Consider the following 17424-nt stretch of genomic DNA (forward strand, 5'->3'; position numbering starts at 1 on the left):
TCCAATGGAGCCGACCTATATGCTGATTGACTTTTCTACTCTTGAACCCCGCATGGCCTACTTCTGGATGGCATCGACGATTACGCCGCGACCAGTCGCCTGGGTTTCCACGCGATCCAGAGATGGACGCACGAATTTAGCGCCATTCAGTTTTTTTCAGATGATCACACCATCACCACCGACGCTGATGTTTTCACCGTTAGTGAACAGTAACGGCAGCATGAAAGACACCGTAAGGAATATCAAAGAAACCGGTGAATTCGTCGTCAACCTGGTATCACACGATCTGGTCAAGCTGATGAACGACACTTCATTTGGTTACGATGCAGAGATCAGCGAATTTGAGCAGTGCGGAGTAGGCGCCTTACCGTCAACCAAGATCAACGTGCCGCGTGTTGATGGCACGCCTGTCAGCTTCGAATGCAAGCTGAGTCAGCTCATGCCCTACCCGGCGCATGCGCCATCCTGTTATGTGATTTTTGGTGAAGTCGTGGCAGCCCATATTGACGACGCGATTCTAGGCGACGATCAGCAAATCGATCCGATGAAACTCGATCTGATTTCACGCATGGGAGCTGATTGGTATGGCCGCACTAAAGCGACAGAAAATTTTACTCTTGCGAGACCAACGGGCTGGGCACGCTGATCGGCATCATAAACGACAATCAGCCCTATTAATTACGGCAGGCGGGTCGATACGGAAGTCACTTGCGCACCAAAGAAATTCGTATCGATTTTGAAGGTATCCTTGATGCGCTGCTGGCCTGCCGCATCATCGGGCAATTGAAAAACTACGGTCAGATATTTAGAAGCGCCGGTCACATTGGCAGTGAGCGCAGATCCCGGCGTCACCTGTGATGCGTACGGTGAAGTGCCCGAGGCTACGGTCTGGAATTGAGCGACGGGATTAGTATCCTCATCCGCAAGCAGCAGGGTCAGCTCGGACGCGATTTCAGCTTCATTGACGATCATGCTGGTATGCGGCTCAGGCCATTTTTTTTGTCCGCCACTACCAATCGCGAATCCACCCGTGCACTCATACTCGGTATCGGATACTTTCGCGTAATGGAACGGCGCCCAGCCTGCTACCTGATGCTTTTTGATTGCTGCCAACTCGATTGCCTGAGCATAAGTACCGCCATTGGCAATCATGCCGACTGGCAGAAATGACAGGCTTTCATTTTTATCTTGATCCGACATAATTCGCCCACCTTAGTTATTATTCATTCATAACATCTAGTGTATACGAGCATCCATGCCAACTCACGATTTACTCCTGTCCATCGCTTTTAAAGCAGAGCTCAAGCAAAGTCACCGCTTGATCAAGACAGGGGAGTTTACCGAAGAAAGTGCGTTACAACGCGTACTACAAAAGCAAGCTGGTGAAGCTGGCCTCGATGCCCTGATTCAGCAGCGTCAAGTGATCGGTCAAAAACGCATAGCCTCATCGGCATTACGTCAACAGCAAAAATCCGAACGTAGCCTGCGCAGACAAGGGTCAGCTTCAGCCGACGCCATGACAGACGGTCGTAGCTGGCAAGCATGGTTCGACGGCTCCGCACATCCGAACCCAGGAAAAATCGGCATCGGTGGCGTGTTGATCGGCCCTGACGGGCAGCGCACAGAAATCAGCCAGCGCATGCCCGATGGCGACAACAATGAAGCGGAATTCCATGCCTTGCAAAGTGTCCTGCTAAGCGCACTGGAATTGGGCGTTGATCAATTACATGTCTGGGGTGATAGCCGCGTCGTGATTGATGCCATCAACAATGCAGCACATGGGATTGCAAGCGCGGGGATGCAAAAGCAAAAATCTACGGTGCCGTATTTTCCGTCAGGTATTTTGCAAACCCATTTTTTACAAAGTTTGGCGTTGGCTAGTCAATTTAAGGAGTTGCACCTGCACTGGGTACCGAGAGAGAAAAATGTCATCGCCGACGCTTTGTCGCAAGCAGCAAGGCTAAAAGATTTTTAAAAGAATATAAAAACCGTCACTGAGACTAAATAGCCTTGTTGCCTTCGACACTGTTTCTATTCGTCATTATTCTTTAGCTTTAGCCTTATCCTTGCAAGCTATCATTGTGCAAGTGCGCCAGCAGAACCTGATCGCCTGGCAGCCATATACGCTAGTAACAACGCCAGCACGGCAATCACCAGCACGCCGAGATTCCCCCAACGTACATACGGCGTCAGGCCGCTCGTTCCCTGCACGCTTGCTTGCAATACTTGCCGGGTCAAAGGCTGCGCCTGCGCGACTACCCTGGCATTTGCGGCGATCACTGCAGTAGCACCTGTATTGGTCGCTCTGAGCATAGGGCGACCGGTTTCCAGTACGCGCATTTGAGAAATTTGCAGATGCTGCGGAATCGCAATCGAGTCGCCATACCAGGCAATATTCGATGCATTCAGCAATATGGTCGGACTATGCTCGCTCGCTAAAAGCTGACTTGCGATTTCTTCACCAAATAAATCTTCGTAACAAATATTCGGCATCACCAGTTGATCTTTTACTTGCATCGGCGCCTGTAACACACCGGCACCGCTAAAGTCACCTAAAGGGATATGCATCAAATTGACAAACCATCGAAATCCAAAGGGAATAAATTCACCGAACGGTACCAGATGATGTTTGTCGTAACGGTAAGCGCGCAATGCATATTCCCTGGAAAAACCGAGGATGCTGTTCGTATATTGATCACCGCCGTCATGCACGCCCAGACCGATCGCGAGATGGCTATTCGTACTTTGCGCAAAAGCGTTCAGCAATGGGAGATAATCCGGCGGCAACTGGCTGGACAATACTGGCAAAGCAGTCTCAGGAACCGCCACCAGATCCGCCGGTGCGCTGAGGATCATGTCGTGATACAGGCTGAGCGAGTCGCTGATATGGTCAGGATTAAATTTCACATCCTGCGCAACATTCCCCTGCAATAAACTCACGCTGAGCGGCTGACCATACGGCTGCGTCCACTGCACTTGCCGCACAGCCAGACCAACGCAAGCGATGACAACCACTGCTAGCAATAAGCGTAAGCGCCAGATTTTTTTTCGCACACCAAGCGCCAAAGCACCTGCCAGCAAGGCATTGATCCAACCAATTCCATATACGCCGATCAGAGCGGCAAAACCAGCCAGTGGACTGTCTGTGTGCGCGTAACCAGATGCCAGCCAGGGGAAGCCGGTAAATACCCAGCCACGCAGGTACTCAGACAACATCCAAAAAGCTGGCATAACCAACAACAGACTACTGACATCGGTGAGCTGCCAACGCTGCTTTAATTTTGCGCTAAGAAGCAAAGCGAGACCTGCATAGCACGCAAGATACGTGACCAGCAAAGCAAGTGCCGCGATCGCCATCAGCCAGGGCATGCCGCCGTAGCGCGTCATCGCGATCAGTAGCCAGCTCACGCCGCAAAATAACCAGCCAAAGGCGTATGTCCATCCCAGTAAAAACTGACGACGAAGAGAAGAAAAACTAGCCGACTGGCTTAGCCAGAAAATCAGCGCAAGACTGATTGCTTGCAATGGCCAGAAATGAAAGGGAGCAAACGAGAAGACGTTCAAGCCACCCGCCAGCAATGCCAGCAGGATGGATGAACGAAAAGACAGATGAAGAGAGCGCAAGTGAGTTAACTCAGCGTGAGGACGCTGGCGACAAATACGATACGAATGAGGACAACATCCGCCTCATTCATCGGCTGCCAGCACCGGCCGTTTTTCGACCAGTAAAATTTGTACCTGGCGCGCATCGGCACGCAAGACTTCAAAATGCAGATTGCCGATATTGAATTCTTCACCCTTATGCGGCACATGCTCCAGATAATCGGTGACAAAGCCACCAATGGTATCAAGCTTTTGATCGGAGAAATGTGAGCCCAGCACAGTATTGAATTGTTCTATCTCGGTCAAACCTTTGACACGCCAGCGCACACCGTCACCGTTATTTTCCAGCGCGATGATATTGTCTTCTTCTTCATCGAAGTCATATTCATCTTCGATGTCGCCAACAATCTGCTCCAGCACATCTTCGATCGTGATCAGGCCAGCGATACCACCGTACTCATCGACCACCATCGCCATGTGATTGCGATTCGCACGGAAATCGCGCAGCAGGATATTCAAGCGTTTTGATTCCGGGATATACACCACCGGGCGCAACATCACGCGCACATCAAAAGACTCTTCAGCGTAGTAACGCAATAAATCTTTCGCAAGCAGAACGCCGACTACCTTATCGCGATCACCTTCAATCGCAGGGAAGCGGGAATGCGCCGTCGACAAGACCTCAGGCATCCATTCTTCGATCGGTTTGGAAATATCAATCACGTCCATCTGGGAACGCGGCACCATGATGTCGCGTGCAGCAAGGTCAGATACCTGGAACACCCCTTCGATCATCGCCAGCGCATCCGCGTCGATCAGGTTACGTTCTTGCGCGTCGTGCAGAACTTCCAGCAGTTCGGCGCGGTTCTCAGGTTCGGGAGAAATCAGTGCGGTCAATCGTTCAAACAATGACCTGTGTGGTTTAACGTCAGATGGTCTGACGCTACTAGAGTGCTCTTGCATATAAGGCTTAACGCCGTTGTTTCAATCCTATAGGATACAACAAATGCAGCCCCACCCCAAATTTTGAATGTTTTTTGCCTAATTTAAACTCAGATTTTTGCTTATTTTTACTTGTTTTTACTTAACACAGCCGGGTTAAGGTCTTATCTGTCAGACTATGTCAGTCGATATCCTTATTTTTTAGGAACGATAAAAATGCAGTTCAACTATCCCATTGAAGGCGGCTGCGCCTGCCGTGCCGTGCGCTACCGTGTTTTGCGTGCACCCTTGTTTGTACATTGCTGTCATTGCACCTGGTGCCAGCGCGAAACAGGGGCTGCGTTTGCTCTTAACGCCATGCTGGAGGCGGATCAGGTCGAATTAATCTGTGGCGAACCTGAGTTCATCAACACCCCCAGCAATAGCGGCAAAGGACAAAAAATCGCCCGCTGCCCGCAATGCAAGATTGCCGTCTGGAGCCATTATGCGGGTGCTGGTGAAGCACTGCGTTTCTTGCGGGTCGGCTCACTCGATCAGCCTGATGCGATGCCGCCCGACATCCATATTTTCACATCGACCAAGCAAGCATGGATGAACTTGCCGGCATCCACGCCCGCTGTGAGCGAATACTATGACCGCAAATCGTTCTGGTCACAGCAAAGTCTGGAACGGCTGAACACCGTCCTGGTGAAGACTGGCAAACAAAAGCCGGATTGACCATATGAGCATTGGTGAAATACATATACTCCCCATATTTTGACTAAAAATAGCTTAATTCCCGCACTATTTTAAATAGAATGTAAAAAATACTCCCTGTTAGTATGTATTTTCACGAAACAAAGAAATTCTGAAAAATAGATAAAGCGATGGCTTGTGCCAGCAAGCTTGCCTGACTGCAAAGAAGAAAAAATAATCGCATTCATCTCGATTTTTGTCGTTTTTCTTTTCATCTTCAACTAATTCTTGACAGATATTTAGGCAACTAGGGATACTGCGACACTTGCTTTGCTTTCATGTCAGTCAAACACCTGATATCGTCAGCGTTCAGTCAATCAGCCGCGTACCCTCGTACATGTCACAAGCGACAAGCGTGCGATTGCAGACATCCACAACGGCCTTTTCGGAGGCCGTTTGGCTATCTCTAACAAACCACAATAATAGTTAGATGGAGAATTGAATGAGTCAAACACCAGACAATCACGATCAGGCGAAAATGCCGTCGCAGATTCCCTACATCATCGCGAATGAGGGTTGCGAGCGCTTCAGCTTCTATGGCATGCGTAATATCCTTACACCGTTTCTGATTACCAGCCTGTTATTGTCAATGCCAGAATCGATGCGCAAGGGCATGGCGAAAGAGGTGTTTCATACGTTCGTCATCGGCGTGTATTTTTTCCCGCTGCTTGGCGGTTGGCTCGCTGACCGTTTTTTCGGTAAATACAATACCGTGTTCTGGCTGAGTCTGGTGTATTGCGCTGGCCACGCCTGTCTGGCGATATTTGACGATAACCGGAATGGTTTTTATACCGGCCTCTTCCTGATCGCGCTGGGGTCTGGGGGCATCAAGCCGCTGGTTGCCTCATTTGTCGGCGATCAGTTTGACAATACCAATAAGCATCTCGCCCAAAAAGTGTTTGATGGCTTTTACTGGATTATTAATTTCGGTTCGTTCTTTGCATCGCTGCTGATGCCTATCTTCCTGAAGCAATACGGTGCAAGCGTTGCGTTTGGTATTCCAGGTTTATTAATGTTGATTGCGACACTGGTATTCTGGTCCGGCAACAAAAAATATGTGCACGTCGCGCCCGCAGCAAAGAATCCTGATTCTTTCCTGAACGTCATCCGCACGGCCTTGATGACAGCTGCACCCGGTCAGTCACGCACTGGTTTTATCATCGCCGTATTGGGCGTGGTTCTGGCGATCGGCGCGCTCTTCATGACACCTGGAATCGGTATCGTTGCCGCCTTGTGTCTGGCATTGGTATTGATCCTCGGCTTTGGCGGCGCTGGTGCATGGATACAGCTTGACCGTGCTCGCGGCATGCATCCGGATGAAGCCGTGGATGGCGTACGCTCAGTATTACGTTTGCTGGTGGTATTCGCTCTAGTGACGCCGTTCTGGTCTTTGTTTGATCAAAAAGCCTCGACCTGGATTTTGCAGGCAGACCAGATGACCAAACCATCGTGGTTCCAGTCGGCGCAAATGCAGGCACTGAATCCTCTGCTCGTCATGCTGCTTATACCGTTCAACAATCTGATCCTGTATCCGCTTTTAAAACGTATCGGTGTGGAACTCACTGCGCTGCGCCGTATGGGACTGGGTATTGCTTTCTCCGGTATTGCCTGGATCGTCGTCGGCATGATGCAAATCGCGATTGACGGTGGCAATGCCTTATCCATCACGTGGCAAATTCTCCCGTATGCCTTGCTGACATTTGGTGAAGTTCTCGTCTCGGCAACCGGACTTGAGTTCGCCTATAGCCAGGCGCCACTGGCGATGAAAGGCGTGATCATGAGCTTCTGGAATTTGTCTGTCACGATCGGCAACTTATGGGTATTGCTGGCGAATTCGAGTGTGAAAAGTGAGTCGGTAACGACGCAGATACAAAGCACCGGTATGAGTGTCACCGCCTTCCAGATGTTCTTTTTCGCAGGCTTTGCCTTGCTAGCGGCACTGGCATTTGCTATCTACGCCCGAAACTATCGCGTAGTAAATAATTACCGTAAGGTCTGACGGGAGTCTGCTCAAATATGCTACCGGACTCACCGGCAGCAACCTCAGTAGACACTTTCCCCTTTGCTGAGGCATAAAAAAAGCTACGCCTCGCTGGCGTAGCTTTTTTACTTTGCTGAGGCCGGTTCTGGTTTACTGGTAAGGATTCGCCACACCCAGCTCCGTCAGAATCTCGACTTCCAGAGCTTCCATCTCTTCGGCTTCTTCATCGTTTTCATGATCGTAGCCTTGCGCATGCAACACGCCGTGCACGACCAGATGCAAGGCATGTGCCTCGACTGATTTTTTTTGTTCCTGCGCCTCACTCATTAATACATCGGTACAAAAAATAATATCCGCCTGAGTGACTTCGGCGTCGTCATCTTCGGTGTAGGCGAAGGTCAATACATTGGTCGCATAATCCTTGCCGCGATAATCGCGGTTCAGTGTACGCCCCTCTTCTGCATCGACAAACCGCAGTGTGAGTTCTGCCGGTGCAAACAGTGCCGCCTGTATGGTCTTGCGCAATAGCGGACGTGGTAATGAGTCTTTCAAACGAGGGTCGGCATATTGCACGGATAGAGTCAGTTTGTGTTTTGCAGCCATGGTGAGGTTAACAGCGAGAGAGTCGGGTTGATACAATTAATCTGCTTAATCTGCTTAAGCAGATTAGTGAATTTATTTTTTTCGGCCATGGTAGGCCGATGCCAGAGGCGTCTGATGCTTCAGATTACCGAGGTCAGCGGTATGTGCGCTTGCAGTTTCATAAGCATCGACGATCCGGCCGACCAGAGGATGTCGCACGACGTCGGCACTGGTAAAACGATTAAACGCAATACCGCGCACATCGCTCAATACCTGACAGGCGTCGACCAAACCGCTACGCTGACCGCGCTGTAAATCGATCTGCGTCACATCGCCTGTTACCACGGCTTTGCTGCCAAAACCGATCCGGGTCAGGAACATCTTCATTTGTTCGGGGGTGGTGTTTTGCGCTTCATCGAGGATGATGAAAGCGTGATTCAACGTACGGCCACGCATGTAGGCGAGCGGTGCAATTTCGATCACCTGCTTCTCAAACATTTTTTGGGTGCGGTCAAAGCCGAGCAAATCGTATAAGGCATCGTATAAAGGCCGCAGATACGGATCAACTTTTTGTGCCAGATCACCAGGCAAAAATCCCAGGCGCTCGCCTGCCTCTACCGCAGGACGGGTGAGAATAATACGTTTAACAGCATCACGTTCCAGGGCATCGACAGCACAGGCAACCGCGAGATAGGTCTTTCCAGTACCCGCAGGGCCAATACCAAAGGTGATGTCATGCTCGACAATCGCTTTCAGATACAGGTTCTGATGTGGCGTACGTCCGCGCAAATCGCTGCGACGGGTTTTGAGTACCGGGCTCTCGACATCGTCCGACTCTTCGACGTCATCTGATGATTCCAGCACCTCAACAACCTTGGCCAGTTTGCGTGGTTTTTTTACTTTATCTGCGGCACTGAGCATATCGCCACCGGCCTCGGCATGCGCTTTGGCGCTGGCATTTGCACGCTGTTCAACCAATGCGAGTTGGACTTCATCAATCGAAATAATTTTTTTCGCCCGAGCATAAAAATGCTCCAACATCTCCAGCGCGTGCTGAGCATTGGTACCACTGACAACAAACTTGTCACCGCGGCGGAAAATACTGACATCGAGAGCCGCCGAAATCTGGCGCAAATTTTCATCCAAAGGCCCGCACAAATGCGCAAGCCTAGTGTTGTCCATCGGTTGAGGAACAAAATGCAGAACAGGAACAGGCGTTTTTGGTTTCATTAATTTTCGATCAGTTCATCAACAAGCTCGCCACGCAGCGAATAATTGTACGACTCTGTAATTCGGGTATTCACCAGCTGGCCGATCAGGCTGGCTGGGCCAGCAAAATTGACCACGCGATTATTTTCAGAGCGTCCCTGCAACTCATTTGGATCTTTGACTGACGGACCTTCTACCAAGATGCGCTGCACCGTACCGATCATGGCGTTGCTGTATTTCTTCGTATTACTGTCGATCACTGCCTGCAAATGCTGCAAACGTTTCAGCTTGAGTTCATGCGGCGTATCATCGGCCAGATTCGCCGCAGGCGTGCCGGGACGCTTACTGAAAATAAAGCTAAAGCTATTATCAAAACCGATGTCATCGATCAGCTTCATCAAGGCATCAAAGTCTTCTTGTGTCTCACCCGGGAAGCCCACAATAAAATCTGATGAAATCGAGATATCAGGTCGTACCGCGCGCAGACGACGCAGTACCGATTTATATTCTATCGCGGTATAGCCACGCTTCATTGCAGACAAAATACGATCCGAGCCATGCTGCGCTGGCAGGAATACATGGTTCGCAATTTTTGGAATCTTCGCAAACGCGTCGATCAGGCGCTGATTAAATTCTTTCGGATGACTGGTGACAAAACGGATGCGTTCAATCTGAGGGAATTCTGCGATGTATTCCAGCAGCAAGGCAAAATCCGCAATCTCGCCATCTTCCATGGTGCCGCGATACGCATTGACGTTCTGGCCTAACAGAGAAATTTCTTTCACTCCCTGTGCAGCCAGTCCGGCGACTTCAGCCAGCACATCATTGAACGGGCGCGAGACTTCTTCGCCACGAGTGTACGGCACGACGCAGTAACTGCAATATTTGCTGCAACCTTCCATGATGGAGACAAAGGCGGTAGCGCCTTCGACCTTTGCCGGAGGCAAGTGGTCGAATTTTTCTATCTCCGGAAAACTGATATCCACTTGCGAACGCCCGCTGGTACGGCGGTCATTTAATAATTGCGGCAAACGATGCAAAGTCTGCGGTCCGAACACAACGTCAACGTAAGGCGCGCGCTTGATAATTGCCGCGCCTTCTTGCGATGCCACGCAACCGCCGACACCGATGATCAGATCCGGCTTGTCGCGCTTGAGCTCACGCAGGCGACCGAGATCGGAGAATACTTTCTCCGATGCCTTCTCACGCACGCTACATGTGTTGAGCAAGATGACATCGGCGTCTTCTGCCTTGTCGGTTTTAATCATGCCTTCGGCGGCGTGCAGCACGTCATTCATTTTGTCAGAGTCATACTCGTTCATCTGACAACCGAAGGTTTTAATAAATACTTTTTTTTGCATAAAACTGACTTCTTTTCTATGTACGCTGAGATCAGACTCTTCCGCAGATCGTTGTCATCACCGGATCGCCTTGCTAAATATACTGGGCTAATTATTGAGCGAATTAAGTTCAGCAACTTTCAGCAGCTAAGCGCCTTAAGTAACTACATTCAATTAATAATTAATTTTGTTTAATTTGCTTACTGATGTCTTGTTTGACTTCCTCTGTGGTCAAAATCCAGATGCGCTCAATGTCACCGAAATCATTCGCCAGATAATTGACGGTCAATGTCGCAGACGGCAAGGTAGCGGGCAACACCAGCAAACCGACCTCATCATAAATCCGTGTCGATGGCTGGGTTCTGCGGACTTTGCCATCAATCACGATGTCAGGATAAGCAGACGCAGTCAGTACGCCGCGCTTGGTCCCTGACGGGAAAGCACGCGGATCTGCGTGAGCGAGGCCCACTGTCAGGCTTAAACCAAGAAGCAGAAACATCGCGCAAAAGCGTCGCAGCACGAGCAGACAAGCCATATGAATACCTCCTACAAAATAGACAAACAAATCAACAACTTATGCAGTATCTGCAAGGTCTTTTGAGGGCGCAAGTTTAACACATGCGGACTGAACCGCTTACAGGACTCACGTGACAACGACTTATTTGGCATAATCGGGGGCTGTCTATCAAGATTTAAGATGATGACGGATGCACTTGTCGAAGGTGTTTCGCCGTGAATGAGGCGCTCATGGCGAATCATGAGCAACGAAAAACGTCAAAAATAAACGACAATATGAGCGGCAATGCATCGTCAGCGCTCAGATAGCACTGTTAAGCGTACCAGATGGACAATCGCGGAAACGCCCCAAATAATTGTGGAATCCTGATGCACACTCGCTCTCCCCGCGCTGCTACGCGCGAATTTGATACCCGCCATTTCCGTCAGGCTTTGTCGCAGTTTGCGACGGGGGTGACGGTCATTACAACACGTCTGGCCGATGGTACCTTCCTTGGCCTGACGGCCAGCTCCTTCAATTCCGTTTCGCTCGATCCGGCTCTGGTGTTGTGGAGTCTGGCGAATACAGCGACCAGCATGCCGGTATTTAGCGGCAACTCGCATTATGTCGTGAACATCCTGTCTGCGGAGCAAGCCTGGCTAGCAGAGCAATTCGCGAGCAAGAAAAAGGACCGTTTTGACGGTGTCGAATACAGCTTGTCGCGCACCGGCCATCCGATTTTAGTTGGTGCATCGGCGTGGTTTGAGTGTCATAATCGCAGCCGCTACCCCGAAGGCGATCACGTCATCTTTGTCGGTGAAGTCGAACATTGCGAATTCACACCACAGGCGCCACTGGTCTTTCATTCGGGACAGTTTTTAGCGCCTTCCAAATAATTTTCTGAATCTTATGACCGCATCACTCACCGATCTCATCGGTTATCTCGCTGCCTGCATGACCACCAGCGCCTTTATTCCGCAAGCGTGGCTGACCTGGCGTCGCAAACGCGCAGAGGGTGTATCGCTTGGCATGTACGTCATTCTCGTTGGCGGGATTGCGATGTGGCTGGCATATGGCTTGATGCTGCACGCGCTACCCATCATCATTGCGAATTTTATTACGCTGGTGCTGGCAATCTTTATTCTGGTGATGAAGCTGCTGTATAAATAAACGGCTACGCGCGCTGGTTACGCCGCTTGGTTATATCAATTTACAGAGCAGCTTATTTGAGCAGCTTCTGCAATACATCTCTGGAATCAAACGCGGCACGGCGCAAGCGGTCATTCACACCTTGCCAGACTTTATCATCCGGTAGCATCTCAACCAGAATTACGTCGGCCTGTACCTCATCCAGCTCGCGCAAACCTGCATATAAGTCATGCGCATACGCAGCAGGATCTGCGGCCAGAATTTTGAGCCCCGCGAGCGCTTGCGAACGATGCTCGTGATAACGCATGACCGCCACTTTGTTACCGGCGTACAGCAAGGACTGCACGGTATTTTCCAGTACCGCATCGGCAATTAAAACGACTGGCGTGTTCGGTGCGTAATGCGCATCCAGCGTACCCGATGCGCGCGGCGCGGCGGCGTCAGGTGCAGCGATCTCCCGGCCCAATACCGCGGCTAATTGCGCCGATGAAATATGCCCCGGGCGCAGCAATACCGGCCCATGTGTCGCCAGCCGTGTCAGATCGACGATCGTCGATTCAATGCCAACCTCACTCTGCCCGCCGTCCAGCACAGAAGCGATCATGCCGCTGGCAATTTCAGCAGGAAATTCATCCCGCACGTGCTGTGCCGTAGTCGGGCTGACGTGACCGAATTTATTCGCAGATGGTGCGGCGATACCACCTTTGCCTTGCTTAAACGCACGCAACAGAGCCTGCGCTACCGGATGCGAAGGACAACGCACACCAACCGAATCCTGACCACCAGATACGGCATCAGGAATATGAGCAGCACGCTGCAAAATCAAGGTCAGCGGCCCTGGCCAGAATGCGGCGATCAGCTGATGCGCCTCGGCCGGAATATTTTGCGCCCAATAGGCGATATCAGCCTCGGGAGCGAGATGCACGATCACCGGATGATTGGATGGTCGTCCTTTGGCCGCATAGATCGCCGCCACCGCTGCCGGATTCTCGGCATCTGCGCCTAGTCCGTACACGGTCTCGGTAGGGAAAGCGACTAATTGCCCGGCTGTGAGCTGTTGTGCGGCTAGCGTAAGCGATGATGCGAGCGCTGTTACGGGAGCAGAAGATACTGAACCGCTGTTACTCATAGTGGCTGGTCATTGCTGGTGGTTGCGGGTACTTGCTCATGCTGACTCGTGCTTGCTTATGGTGATTTAATGTTGATGTATTTTTTTATGATTGCTCTGCTTGTATTACGCCTCACATACGACATATACGGTATCGCGGCAATCTCAGCGCATTTATGCCGCGATACCAAGGATCGCACAAGCTTTCGCCAGCGTTGCCTGCGCTGCATCCAGCGTCGGGGCGACGAAAGTAATATGACCCATTTTACGGGCACGTCGCGCCTCGACTTTGCCGTATAAATGCAGATGAGCACCAGGCAAAGCCAGCACCTGATCCCAGGCCGGTTCGTGTGCTGAGCTGGTGTCACCGTCGAACCAGACATCGCCAAGAATATTCAGCATGACCGCGGGTGAGTGCTGGAGCACATCACCCAGAGGCAGTTGCGCAAGCGCGCGCACTTGCTGCTCGAACTGGCTGGTAACGCAGGCATCTATCGTGTAATGGCCGCTGTTATGCGGACGCGGTGCCATTTCATTGATCACCAGCGAGCCGTCTTGCAGTACAAAAAATTCTATACACAAGACACCGACATAACCTAGCTCGGCGATCAGTTCGAGGGCGGCTTTTTGCGCCTTATGCGCTACCCCGTCGGTGACATTAGGACTTGGTACTGTTGTCGTGAATAAGATGCCATCGCGGTGTACGTTCTCGGCAATCGGATATACCACCGCTTCACCATCGACACCGCGTGCTACCAGCACCGATACTTCATACGCAAGCGGCAGCATTTTTTCTAGCACGCATACCTGACCATTCATCCCTGCAAACGCGGCTGCCAGCTCGTCGCGCGTACGCACCCGCACCTGACCTTTGCCGTCATAGCCCATGCGTACGGTTTTTAAAATGCCTGGCAATAAATGGTCACCGACACTGGCAAGATCGCTCTCATTGGCGATGCCGAGATGCGGCGCGGGGAACACGCCTGTATGCGCACCGCAGCGCGTGAAAAATTCTTTTTCCTGCAAACGATCCTGAGCCACTGACACACATTCTCCGGCAGGAGAGACGAAGCCATGTTGTGCCAGCATGATCAAACTACCGGCAGGCACGTTTTCAAACTCGGTCGTCACTGCGTGACTCAGCTTGCCAAGAGCGAGTAGTGCAACGCGGTCATCATAGGCTGCCTGCAGATGATGCTCAGCGACCTGCCCCGCCGGACAACCCGCCTCAGGCTCCAGCACCGCAACGCGATACCCCATGGATTGAGCAGCATGCGCAAACATGCGACCAAGCTGGCCGCCGCCTAAAATGCCGAGGCAACTTTGATCGGTATTCGGCAACAGCGCCTGACGTGGGTGTGGTTGGGTATCAATAGTCATGATGTCAAACTGAAAGCGGTGCGATCCTTAGCACTAGGCCAACGAAGAATCGCACCAGATAGTGCATGGCACAAGGGAGAAAAATAGATACTCCCCATTAAATTTATAAAAACAGGTCTATTCCGCACTGTTTTATTGGCGCATTAAAATATACTAGATAGGAGTATCTATATATTTAATGCATACTAATGTACGCAAATGAAGCAAATTGAAGAAAGTTAAAGCTAATGTAAACAGCTCAGCACGTTCATACACCACTTTCTTCAACTAGCATCCAGCTTACACCGGCAAAATCATGTCGCGCGCAACCTGAGTCTGTTTGATACGGAAGTCCATCAGCTTTTGCGCCAGCGCCTCATCGGTCGTCGCCAGCATGGCAACCGCTGCCAAAGCCGCATTCGCCGCGCCTGCCTCACCGATCGCAAACGTCGAGACCGGAATCCCCTTCGGCATCTGCACAATCGACAACAAGGAATCTTCACCGCGCAAATATTTCGACGGCACGGGTACGCCAAGTACCGGAACGATAGTCTTTGCTGCGATCATCCCCGGTAAATGTGCCGCACCGCCGGCACCGGCGATGATCGCACGCACACCGCGTTCACGGGCAGTCTCGGCATAACGAAACATCTCATCCGGCATACGATGCGCAGAAACGACCTGCGCTTCAAAAGCGATACCGAATTCTTTGAGCACGGCAACCGCATGCTGCATCACGTCCCAATCGGATGAAGAACCCATCACAACGCCGACGAGTACCGGACTGGCTACCGCTTGATTTGCTTGCGTCATGATCAGGCCTTCAATGTCTCACCGGTCAGGCGCTCAAGCGCCTCACGGTATTTGGCAGCTGTTTTTTGTACGACTTCATCAGGCAGATCAGGTGCGGGCGCTGTCTTTTTCCAGCTCGTAATAGTTTCCAGATAATCACGTACAAACTGCTTGTCGAACGACGGCGGCGAAATCCCCGTCGCATACGAATCCGCTGGCCAGAAACGGGAAGAATCCGCCGTCAACACTTCATCCATCAAATGCAATACGCCGTCGTCATCCAGACCAAATTCAAACTTGGTATCGGCAATGATGATGCCACGCGTAGCAGCATATTCTGCCGCCTCAGAATACAACTGAATACTGATGTCGCGGATCTTGGCAGCGAGTTCTTTGCCGATCAGCTCTTCTGTTTTGGCATAGCTGATGTTCTCATCGTGCTCGCCCATTTCTGCTTTGGCCGCCGGGGTGAAAATCGGCGCAGGCAACTTTGCTGCCTGTGGCAAACCCGCTGGCAAAGTGATACCGCAAATGGCGCCGGTATCCTGATAATCTTTCCAGCCGGAGCCGATGATATAACCACGCACGACGGCCTCGACCATGATTGGCTTCAAGCGCTTTGCTACTACCGCACGACCGCGCACTTGTTCGACTTCTTCAGCAGCAACAACCGTTTCCGGCGCGATACCAGTCAGATGATTGGGCACGATATGTCCGAGTTTTTCAAACCAAAAATTAGCCATCTGATTAAGTACGCGACCTTTATCAGGAATCGGTTCATTCATGATCACGTCAAACGCGGACAAACGATCGCTGGCAACGATCAGGAGTTTGTCGTCACCGACAGCATAGTTGTCACGGACCTTACCGCGACCTAATAGCGGTAAGGAGTGCAGAGTGGAATTGATTTGCGTCGTCATAATATTTACTTTTTAAAAGTACGCAGGGCGCGTTGTGCGCCCCGTCTTTTTTAAATTGATTTACTGATGTTACTGCAATGAGTTTGTTGCACGAAGCTGCTGACTTATTTGACCAACTGAGCCAAGCTGCCTTTTTTGTATTGTTCAGCAATTTTTTCCAGAGGCATAGGCTTGATCTTTGCCGCCTGACCTTCGCAGCCAAATGACAGATAACGCGCTTTGCAGACCAGTTTTGCCGCTTCACGCGCTGGCTTGAGATAGTCGCGCGGATCAAATTTGCCTGGATTCTCAAACAAATAACGGCGGATTGCGCCGGTCATTGCTAAACGGATGTCGGTATCAATATTGATCTTGCGCACACCATGCTGAATACCGATCACGATTTCCTCTACCGGTACGCCGTAAGTCTCTTTCATGTCGCCGCCAAACTGACGAATTTCTTCCAGCAGTTCTTGTGGCACGGAAGATGAGCCATGCATCACCAGATGAGTATTCGGGATACGTGCGTGGATTTCTTTGATGCGGTCAATTGCCAGAATGTCGCCGGTAGGCTTACGTGAAAATTTGTATGCGCCATGTGAAGTACCGATCGCAATCGCCAATGCGTCGCATTGTGTTTGCTTGACGAAATCAGCTGCTTGATCGACGTCGGTCAGCAATTGTTCGCGAGTCATTTTGCCGTCAGCACCGTGTCCATCTTCTTTGTCGCCCATCATGGTTTCCAGCGAACCGAGTACGCCCAGTTCGGCTTCTACCGTCACGCCGATGGAGTGCGCGAATTTGACAACTTCACGTGAGACTTCGACGTTGTAGTCGTAGCTGGCAACGCTCTTGCCATCTTCCATCAGCGAACCGTCCATCATCACGGAAGTAAAACCGGATTTGATCGCAGCCATACAAACGGCAGGTGACTGACCATGATCCTGATGCATCACTACAGGAATATGCGGATAGGCTTCGACCGCGGCTTCAATCAGGTGGCGCAGAAACGCTTCACCCGCATACTTGCGGGCACCGGCTGACGCCTGCATGATGACCGGCGCACCGACTTCATCGGCGGCTTGCATGATGGCAGTGACCTGCTCCAGGTTATTGACGTTAAACGCTGGCAAACCGTAGCCGTTTTCAGCGGCGTGGTCCAGCAATTGGCGCATGGATACGAGAGGCATAATAGAACTCCAGAAGTACGATTAAAAATCTGTGCGAGG

18 protein-coding genes are annotated in these 17424 nt (G+C 51.1%); 6 read left to right on the plus strand and 12 right to left on the minus strand.

Annotation, left to right across the window (positions count from 1 at the left end):
* Positions 1–19 precede the first annotated feature (19 nt).
* Positions 20–646: a flavin reductase family protein gene (locus ACO0LE_RS17415; protein ID WP_422961612.1), complete on the plus strand. Its 627-nt coding sequence runs from the start codon at positions 20–22 to the stop codon at positions 644–646.
* 32 nt (positions 647–678) lie between these two features.
* On the opposite strand, the gene ACO0LE_RS17420 is transcribed toward ACO0LE_RS17415, so the two are convergent.
* Complete coding sequence (locus tag ACO0LE_RS17420; RefSeq protein WP_422961613.1) at positions 679–1200, minus strand: hypothetical protein; 522 nt, start codon at positions 1198–1200, stop codon at positions 679–681.
* A 55-nt stretch (positions 1201–1255) separates the two neighbouring features.
* Here ACO0LE_RS17420 and ACO0LE_RS17425 point away from each other — a divergent pair, with 55 nt between their 5' ends.
* On the plus strand, positions 1256–1975 hold the full coding sequence (locus ACO0LE_RS17425; protein WP_422961614.1) for a ribonuclease HI family protein: 720 nt from the start codon (positions 1256–1258) through the stop codon (positions 1973–1975).
* A gap of 101 nt (positions 1976–2076) precedes the next feature.
* Here the strand turns inward: ACO0LE_RS17425 and lnt are convergent, their stop codons facing one another.
* Both lnt and ACO0LE_RS17435 read right to left on the minus strand, forming a co-directional pair.
* Positions 2077–3624 carry an apolipoprotein N-acyltransferase gene (lnt, locus tag ACO0LE_RS17430; protein WP_422961615.1) on the minus strand — a complete coding sequence of 516 codons (1548 nt, stop codon included), beginning with the start codon at positions 3622–3624 and terminating at the stop codon, positions 2077–2079.
* A 63-nt stretch (positions 3625–3687) separates the two neighbouring features.
* Entirely contained in the window at positions 3688–4566 is an 879-nt protein-coding gene (locus ACO0LE_RS17435; protein WP_422961616.1) for an HlyC/CorC family transporter, read from the minus strand.
* 195 nt (positions 4567–4761) lie between these two features.
* On the opposite strand from ACO0LE_RS17435, the gene ACO0LE_RS17440 reads away from it, so the two are divergent.
* Positions 4762–5262, plus strand: a complete 501-nt coding sequence (locus tag ACO0LE_RS17440; protein WP_422961617.1) for a GFA family protein — start codon at positions 4762–4764, stop codon at positions 5260–5262.
* 460 nt (positions 5263–5722) lie between these two features.
* Positions 5723–7279, plus strand: coding sequence for an oligopeptide:H+ symporter (locus ACO0LE_RS17445; protein WP_422961618.1), 1557 nt, complete (start codon positions 5723–5725; stop codon positions 7277–7279).
* Between the two features lie 132 nt (positions 7280–7411).
* Here ACO0LE_RS17445 and ybeY read toward each other — a convergent pair whose 3' ends face one another.
* The 4 genes from ybeY to ACO0LE_RS17465 all read right to left on the minus strand — a co-directional run bounded on the left by ybeY (position 7412) and on the right by ACO0LE_RS17465 (position 10927).
* Entirely contained in the window at positions 7412–7864 is a 453-nt protein-coding gene (gene ybeY / locus ACO0LE_RS17450; RefSeq protein ID WP_422961619.1) for an rRNA maturation RNase YbeY, read from the minus strand.
* A gap of 72 nt (positions 7865–7936) precedes the next feature.
* Positions 7937–9073, minus strand: a complete 1137-nt coding sequence (locus tag ACO0LE_RS17455) for a PhoH family protein (RefSeq protein ID WP_422961620.1) — start codon at positions 9071–9073, stop codon at positions 7937–7939.
* Positions 9073–10413, minus strand: a complete 1341-nt coding sequence (gene miaB, locus ACO0LE_RS17460; protein ID WP_422961621.1) for a tRNA (N6-isopentenyl adenosine(37)-C2)-methylthiotransferase MiaB — start codon at positions 10411–10413, stop codon at positions 9073–9075. The genes ACO0LE_RS17455 and miaB overlap by 1 nt, the downstream gene beginning before the upstream one ends.
* Before the next feature lie 160 nt (positions 10414–10573).
* A complete protein-coding gene (locus ACO0LE_RS17465) occupies positions 10574–10927 on the minus strand; it encodes a hypothetical protein (RefSeq protein ID WP_422961622.1) in 354 nt (117 codons plus the stop codon).
* Between the two features lie 350 nt (positions 10928–11277).
* Between ACO0LE_RS17465 and ACO0LE_RS17470 the strand changes: the two genes are divergently transcribed.
* Together ACO0LE_RS17470 and ACO0LE_RS17475 are read left to right on the plus strand one after the other, a co-directional pair.
* Positions 11278–11784 (plus strand): flavin reductase family protein, encoded by a 507-nt coding sequence (locus ACO0LE_RS17470; protein ID WP_422961623.1) that lies wholly within the window; start codon positions 11278–11280, stop codon positions 11782–11784.
* A 13-nt stretch (positions 11785–11797) separates the two neighbouring features.
* On the plus strand, positions 11798–12058 hold the full coding sequence (locus tag ACO0LE_RS17475) for a SemiSWEET transporter (protein WP_422961624.1): 261 nt from the start codon (positions 11798–11800) through the stop codon (positions 12056–12058).
* A 52-nt stretch (positions 12059–12110) separates the two neighbouring features.
* On the opposite strand, the gene ACO0LE_RS17480 is transcribed toward ACO0LE_RS17475, so the two are convergent.
* The 5 genes from ACO0LE_RS17480 to fba form a co-directional block, all read right to left on the minus strand.
* The gene (locus tag ACO0LE_RS17480) at positions 12111–13166 is read right to left on the minus strand and encodes an L-threonylcarbamoyladenylate synthase (protein ID WP_422961625.1); all 1056 of its coding nucleotides are present in this window, start codon (positions 13164–13166) and stop codon (positions 12111–12113) included.
* A gap of 153 nt (positions 13167–13319) precedes the next feature.
* A complete protein-coding gene (locus ACO0LE_RS17485) occupies positions 13320–14525 on the minus strand; it encodes a 5-(carboxyamino)imidazole ribonucleotide synthase (protein ID WP_422961626.1) in 1206 nt (401 codons plus the stop codon).
* Positions 14526–14804: 279 nt separating this feature from the next.
* Positions 14805–15317 (minus strand): 5-(carboxyamino)imidazole ribonucleotide mutase, encoded by a 513-nt coding sequence (purE, locus tag ACO0LE_RS17490; protein WP_422961627.1) that lies wholly within the window; start codon positions 15315–15317, stop codon positions 14805–14807.
* Between the two features lie 2 nt (positions 15318–15319).
* A complete protein-coding gene (locus ACO0LE_RS17495; protein ID WP_422961628.1) occupies positions 15320–16216 on the minus strand; it encodes a phosphoribosylaminoimidazolesuccinocarboxamide synthase in 897 nt (298 codons plus the stop codon).
* Between the two features lie 104 nt (positions 16217–16320).
* Positions 16321–17385, minus strand: a complete 1065-nt coding sequence (gene fba / locus ACO0LE_RS17500; RefSeq protein WP_422961629.1) for a class II fructose-bisphosphate aldolase — start codon at positions 17383–17385, stop codon at positions 16321–16323.
* Between the last annotated feature and the right edge of the window lie 39 nt (positions 17386–17424).

This window comes from Undibacterium sp. Xuan67W (assembly GCF_049340165.1).
Classification (GTDB): Bacteria; Pseudomonadota; Gammaproteobacteria; order Burkholderiales; family Burkholderiaceae_D; genus Undibacterium.